The following is a 6,546-nucleotide window of genomic DNA, read 5'->3' on the forward strand; positions in this document are numbered from 1 at the left end:
CAACAGGTCTGCAGGCCGCCCCAGTTTCGAGGCGGCCACTTCCAGCGCGTCAATCTTGTCTTCGCGCGACAGCGAAAAATAGGTTTGGCTTTCGGTCATTGCAATGACGCAAGTGCGCTAAGTTCCTTTGCCATCCAGGTCGGCGCAGAGGCGCGAAGGCTCAGAAGCTCTCGCTGCTCCTCTTCGTTCAACGTCGCTTTGATGCGCCTCAAAGCATGAGCAGCTTCGGACTTGCCGAAATAGGCTAGCGCCCGAAAGGCGTGCCCGGCACGGCTGTTGGGCGCTCGAAGCTGCCAGCTCGGCACATGTTTAAGCTCGACGCTTTGCGCTCCGAGCTTCAGATGACGGCTCGGCCCGGAAGTCCAAAAAACTTGACGGGATGGGTTCTGCGTCGAGATGCCGAGCAAGTTCGCTGCCGACGCTCCGCTTTGCGACACGCGCTCACCGGTTGATTTCGCAATGTGCTCAACCACGGCCTCAACCGAGGGCGCCCGGCTCCCGAAGCGGGTTTTCATGGGCAAGGCGAACAATCCTCTCCTCACACGCAGAAGCTCCCCACGCCGCACCAACCGAGACAGCGCCTGATCGACCGCCGCACGCTCTCCGAGGTGCAACAACTCACGTGCCGACAGGGTTGTGCCCTCCGGCAGCGCTTCAGCATAGGCCTTGATCGCTTGAGATGTGGTTTGCATGTTCGCCTCCAAGTGTCAGATATGTAGCGTAGTTTCTGACAGTTTTCAAGCTGAAGCTTCCGCGGCTCAAGCGACGACTGGAACAGATCAGACCAGTAAGTCGCAGCCGCCAAAGTGTTCAGTAAAAAGAGGAGATTCATGACGATCAGAAATCATGATCAACTGGGTTCAAGCGGCCATAGGTGATCACCTTATGACCGATAGAGATTAACCATGATATCGGTCGACCAGAACGACTTTCCTACCGAAGAGATGATGTCGCGCTCATCCAGCCACTTTACGAGTTCGCTGTTTTCATTCGTCCTCCTGAGCGCGGGACGTGCATATCCGGTTTGGATTCTCGAATATGGGTCCGGCAGCTGTGCCAAGACTTCACGAACCTCGTTCTTGTCGAGTTTCTCGTGAAGGAGGTTTAGCAGCCGTATCTGTGTGCCTACCGGCTTTGTATTCACGATAATTGCCTTGACGATCTCAGGCGTGAGAGAAGGCAGCGCGACATTTGTCCGCGACAAGATTGGTCCAACGAATCCGGCGCGCACGGGAAGGCTGGAGAGCGCGCTCAAGTCCATCATTTCGATGATCTCTCGCTTCTCGTTGTCCGATATATCGGTGGCAAGCAGGCGTTCGCGGAAGTTGTCATCGACCGAAAAAGAGCCGGGGTCACGAAGATAAGAGGCGATGTTCCGGACTACGAATATCGTTTGGAGTTCAACTTCGCCATCGAGTGCAGACAAATTCTGGGCATCGAACGTAACGCGCCGCTCATCGATGAGTATCTGGCGCTTGCTTGCACTTACAGCCTCGGGGAACTTCTTGAATTCTTTAGGTAGCGCTTTGACATATGACCGATAGGCCTCATCGTCGAGATCCTCTGCATTGATCAGAAATTGACGTAGAGGTAGCGCTTCCTCACATTCCCGAAGTGGAATTTCCAGAAGGCCTGCGCGGACCTCGTCATCAGCAAGGAAAGCGATAAGCGCTGCGTGTTCGAAAGTCGCCGATCGAATGAAATCGAGACAATTAGACCAAGTCGGAACGATGCGAGCCCTACGGAACACCATGGCCTGAAAACGCTCAGGTATATTTTCGAGAGTCGGCAAGAGTTTCGTCTGGCGCAGGACGAAGGTTTCAACCTCTGCGGCGTCAAGCGTATCGTGGGACATCACGGCCAGAATCGCGTCAATATCCTCCTCATCGTCATCGACCAAATCTAGCAGAATATCCGCAAAATACACTTCGAAATCATTTTCTACCCGGTCGATGAGAGGCTCGGCGCCAGAATTTCGAACCGCAGAGTAATGCTGCTTGCGTAAGGTGGGGCCGGCCTCCTCTCCGAGGATTGAAGCGAAGATGTAGTCGAAGTTAGAATTGTTCAGGCGGTAGTGACCCAACTCATACAGTTTGCGCGCAACGTTCGGATATTCATCGATGGCGGCAAGATCCTTCGTCTCGACCCGCAGCTCCTCGAGCTTGATCGGGTCCACCCCCTCGATGAGGCCGAGAATTTCCGGTAAATTGTTGGTGGCGAACGTCCGCAGCTTGGGGTGATCCTCGCGCTCGCGAGCAAGCATCTGCTGCGGAAGGTGTTCGATGAGGCGCGCGATATGCAAGGCCGAGGAAGACTCCTCGATTGCTGCGGGTACAAAACCGCGCCAAGCGTCAACGAGCTGCCCCAAAAACTCGCCGACGTGCGAACCTGTAGCATAGTAGGCTTCGAAGAATTCCTGCTGGTTCGAAAATTCATTCGAAAGGTACGCGAAGACCCTTCCCAGCCGCTCCCTATGCTTTTCGTCTTCTAGGAGCGTGTCGACGAGCCGGACGTTTAGCGCATAATCAAGGCCAAAATCGTCCTCCCTCATGCCCGCGATGACTTCTCCAGGGTTGTCGATCGGGAAAAGGGGCTCCGGAGTGTGAAAAGCCCTGATCTGTATCAGAAACTTGTTGTCGTTAGGTGAAAGCCGCCCGGAGTGGAACAAAGAGGTGTACTGGTAGTAACTATCATCGAGATAGCCTTCCAAGAGCAGGAACCGGGCAAGCTGCCCCCCGTCGCCGAGATTTTCGAAGAGGCTTTCGATTTCTTGCGCGCTGGATCGAAGCAGAAAGTTGAACTTGCTGGTGCGGATTGCTTTGATCTCCCTTTTTAGTTGGGCGATCCTCCGATGCGCAGCCTTCTTATATGCGTCCGCCTTGTGCTCGATGCTTCGAGCCCGTTCGGCAAAACTTTCTTCGGCGGCAAAACTCTTTTGAAGGGCTGCATTATCGTGCTGACGCCGGCCAAAATTGGGAGAATGATAATATAGGTTTGGAGATGTGATGAATTGCTCGATATCTTCGCGCTCAGATAAAGCTTGCAGCGAAATGTGCTCTTGTGCGGTTCGGCCTATGCCAGTCGTATTGGCGGGCAGCGTCTCGACAAGGGCCATCGCGAAGATCCTTCTGAGTTCGCGCAGATCCTTTGCGACCTCCTGTTCGGCCACTTCGATATCCCGTTCGAGTTCAGCAATCTCGGATCGGTAGCTCCGTTCGCGCGTGGCGACAAGCTCGTCTTTACGCCCAAAAATTCCGGCGAGATGCCCACTACCACGGTGGAGCAGTTCGAAATCTCGAGGATAAACGTTCTTATAGATAAGAACGGCTAAGAGCTTTGTGGCATCAAGTACGTTTTCGCCATCAGTTTCTAGGTTGGCAACATAGATCGCGTACTCATTGAAGATGTTATGGATCAGCCGGAGATCGCTTAGGTAACGGGATACTTCGCGCAGGAACTGCTGATCAAGCCTCCCGTCGAGCTCGAGCCGCTTACCCTGCGCGAGAACCATGTCAATCGAGTTCGAGCTGTTGATAATCGGAATGACGGGAATGATGAATTCGAAGAACTTTGTACGGTCGGTGTTAGCGAACATGTCGTCGCGCAGTGCGTAGAGGAATCGCACCCTTCGACGCACGCCGACATTAGCGTTCACGAGACTGTTGATCTCGCGAAGGGTCACGAAGATGTCGGAGTCCTCGAAACGATCGAGATCCTCGACGACAACGAGGTCGTAACCTGTAACCTGGAAGAAGTAGATGATCTCGTCCAAATGACGATTAAGGATCGAATCTTGGTCTTCCGATGATGGTCGCATTTCGATGTCCTTCAGCGAAATGCTCTTGAGCGACACACCAAAGCTGGCGACATAGAAGTGATGGATCGTAGACCAAAGAAAAATGAGCGCGAAAGCCGCTATCGAAATGTCTATCCAGTTCGTGAGATCGAAAGGTTTGAAGTACGATCCATCAAAAACCGCTGTGCGCATATCGAACAGGCGCCAGAGAGCGAGTAGTCCGGCAAGAACATAGAGTGATCGAAAGATCGACCAGAATCTTGGCGATTGGATACGTTTAAAACGCGAGAGCGGCAGTTTGTCTGCATCCGCGCCATAGAGCATTTGCTGGAGGATACTCCGCTCAATCTCTTGTTTGGTAACCCTGCGTCGCTCATCGCCCGCTTCCGGTAAGAACGCAGCGAGAGAAATATGCAGGGCTTGGCGGGGATAGGACTTCAGGAATGATCGGATGATGCTGCTCTTGCCCGAGCCATATGGTCCGGTAAGCGCGATGTTAGACACGTTCGGACTGTCAGTCGCGAACCTCAATGCCGCCGAATACACCCCGCCTTGGTCAGCCTCATCTGTTGGGGCGAGATCGACGAACTTCGCTGGCCCCACGGACAAGGCGGATCCTAGGCGCAGAGCTTTCGCTATCTTGGAGAGCTTACCTGTTATCCAACGACCGCTTTTTCTAAGACCAGTACTCATAAAGGGATGACCACCATGTTCGAAATCTTCTATCAGCTAAAGGTATAATTTAGTTGACCATCCGCGTTAAGGGCGGAAAGTCCGCTGTGGCGTCAAACGCTTACCGAGATTTTGCCGTGGCGTTTCGGAGCGGCAGTTGTTTGCCAGTTACCGCGCCTGCGATACTGCGCTACAGCAGGTCTGCCCTCCACTCATAACGATGAAGACAGAATGCCTTTTCGCCATTAGATGCTCGAGGGTTCGTTCGGAAATCGTGAAACGATTATCACACTGTAATCGTGCGACTTTCTTGGCACGCAGATGAATCGTTGCACGCCAAATGAAACGATAAGCAGAACGGCGGACTTCACCCTCAGAATCTGCAACGCGTCACCCGAAATCGACCTGTGGTGCTTGGTCGACAACCCCCGCATCCTCCAACTGCTCCCGATCGGGAAGATCGAGAAGACTCTCCAAGCCGAAGGCGACTAGGAACTGTTCGGTGGTGACGAAGGTATAGGGCGCCCCGCGCCTGGGCGACCGGGGCCCGGTCCCGATCAACTCCCGCGCATGCAGCCGCCCAATCAGGTCACGGCTGATCTCTTTGCCGAAGATGTCTTTTAGCCCGTCGCGCGTGATCGGCTGGTGATAGGCGATGACCGCTAAGACCGCGACGTCGAACTCGCTCAGATCCAGCAATTGATCACCGACATCCGCCGCAGCGCGGATCGCGGGCGCGTAGGCGGGTCGCGTCCGGAACATCCAGCCGCCAGCGACTTGGGCGATCTCGAAGGCCCGCCCCTCCAGATCGGCGGTGAGGTCCTCGACCAGCAGATCGACCGATGCCCCCTGCCCCACCACGCGCGCCAGGTCGTCGCGGGGCACCGGAGAGGCTGAGGCAAAGAGCACCGCCTCGATCCGGCGCATCCATTCCTGCCAGCGCAGCTCGGGCGGCAGGTCGGGCAACTCGCGATCCATTTCGGGGTCAGAGCGATCCTTTGCCAACGCTACACCCCGTAGAGCCGGAAAGTATCGCGCCCGGTCAACTCACGCACCGCACCGAGCTCGACCAACCGATCACACAGCCGCCGCGCGGCGCGATCCGGCAGAGGCAAGGCCGAAGGCGCCACGGCGTCCCGGGTCAGGAACATCTCGACCGCGTCGCCCGCGCCCTTGGCGCGAAGCTTCGGCGCGACCGCCTTCAAATGTGCCGCCCGACGCGCGAGGTCGGCAGCCTGCCTGGCTGCCTCGATCACCGAAGCGATGAGTGCCCGATGACAGGCCAAGCGAAGGTCGGCCCCGTGCTTTCGCAGGTCGGAGCGTTTCAGGCCTGGGGCCAGCAGGGGCACGAGATGATCCCAGCCGAGGGCCTGCGCGAGGGCCGCATCCGCGAGGATCAGCGCAGCTTCGTCAGCACGTGGCGCCTCGCGCAGAACGGATTCCAGCACCATCGCGGCCCGGGTCACCGGCGCCCCTTTCCCCGCAGCGAGCCACGCGACAATCTGGCCCGGCTCGAAGGCCGGCAAGGGTCGTCCCAAAGCCTTGATCGACACCGGCTGCTCCGTCGCACGACCCCAGGCAAGGTACGTTTCGCCCGCCGGTCCGGGCAGATCGTCGGGGCGCAGAAGGTGCACCACGTCGCGCAGCTCCGCCGCCCGCTCCGGCCGGCCGGAAAACGCGACACAAGCCTCGGCCGCACGCAGTGCCAGACGATCCCGCAACAAGGCTTGGGGCACGTCCTCGTGTCCCAACACAAGATGCAGGTGGTTCAGCGCCGCGCCTGACAAAAACGCCACAGCTTCAAGGGTTTCGACACGAGAAGAGGTGACCCAGGCAGGCATCCGGGGTAGCGTGTCTAGGTCGTCGATGGGATCGTGCCGGGCAAATGTCATGCTTGAAGCCTAGCTCAACGCGGCGCTTTTCACCAGAAAATAGCGCAGAAACCGCCCCGCCTTGCCGCACAGCTTTATGTCCAATAAGTTTGCATTATTAGACATAGATGAAAATGGCGGGAAACGCATGCCGCAAAGCCCCAAAAACACCCCGGAGATTGTCGGATGACCGGAATTCATGAGATT

The 6,546-nt window shown here is 56.5% G+C and carries 4 protein-coding genes; all 4 read right to left on the reverse strand.

Annotated elements, in window-relative coordinates; translation table 11 throughout:
* Positions 1 to 95: 95 nt before the first annotated feature.
* Positions 96 to 692 (reverse strand): DUF6088 family protein, encoded by a 597-nt coding sequence (locus ACN0X0_RS22880; RefSeq protein WP_417281123.1) that lies wholly within the window; start codon positions 690 to 692, stop codon positions 96 to 98.
* Positions 693 to 883: 191 nt separating this feature from the next.
* A complete protein-coding gene (locus tag ACN0X0_RS22885) occupies positions 884 to 4,489 on the reverse strand; it encodes an ATP-binding protein (RefSeq protein WP_417281124.1) in 3,606 nt (1,201 codons plus the stop codon).
* A gap of 369 nt (positions 4,490 to 4,858) precedes the next feature.
* Complete coding sequence (gene scpB, locus ACN0X0_RS22890; protein WP_417281125.1) at positions 4,859 to 5,473, reverse strand: SMC-Scp complex subunit ScpB; 615 nt, start codon at positions 5,471 to 5,473, stop codon at positions 4,859 to 4,861.
* 2 nt (positions 5,474 to 5,475) lie between these two features.
* Positions 5,476 to 6,360, reverse strand: a complete 885-nt coding sequence (locus ACN0X0_RS22895; RefSeq protein WP_417281126.1) for a DUF1403 family protein — start codon at positions 6,358 to 6,360, stop codon at positions 5,476 to 5,478.
* Positions 6,361 to 6,546 lie beyond the last annotated feature (186 nt).

The organism is Celeribacter sp. (assembly GCF_048270365.1).
Taxonomy (GTDB): Bacteria; Pseudomonadota; Alphaproteobacteria; order Rhodobacterales; family Rhodobacteraceae; genus Celeribacter.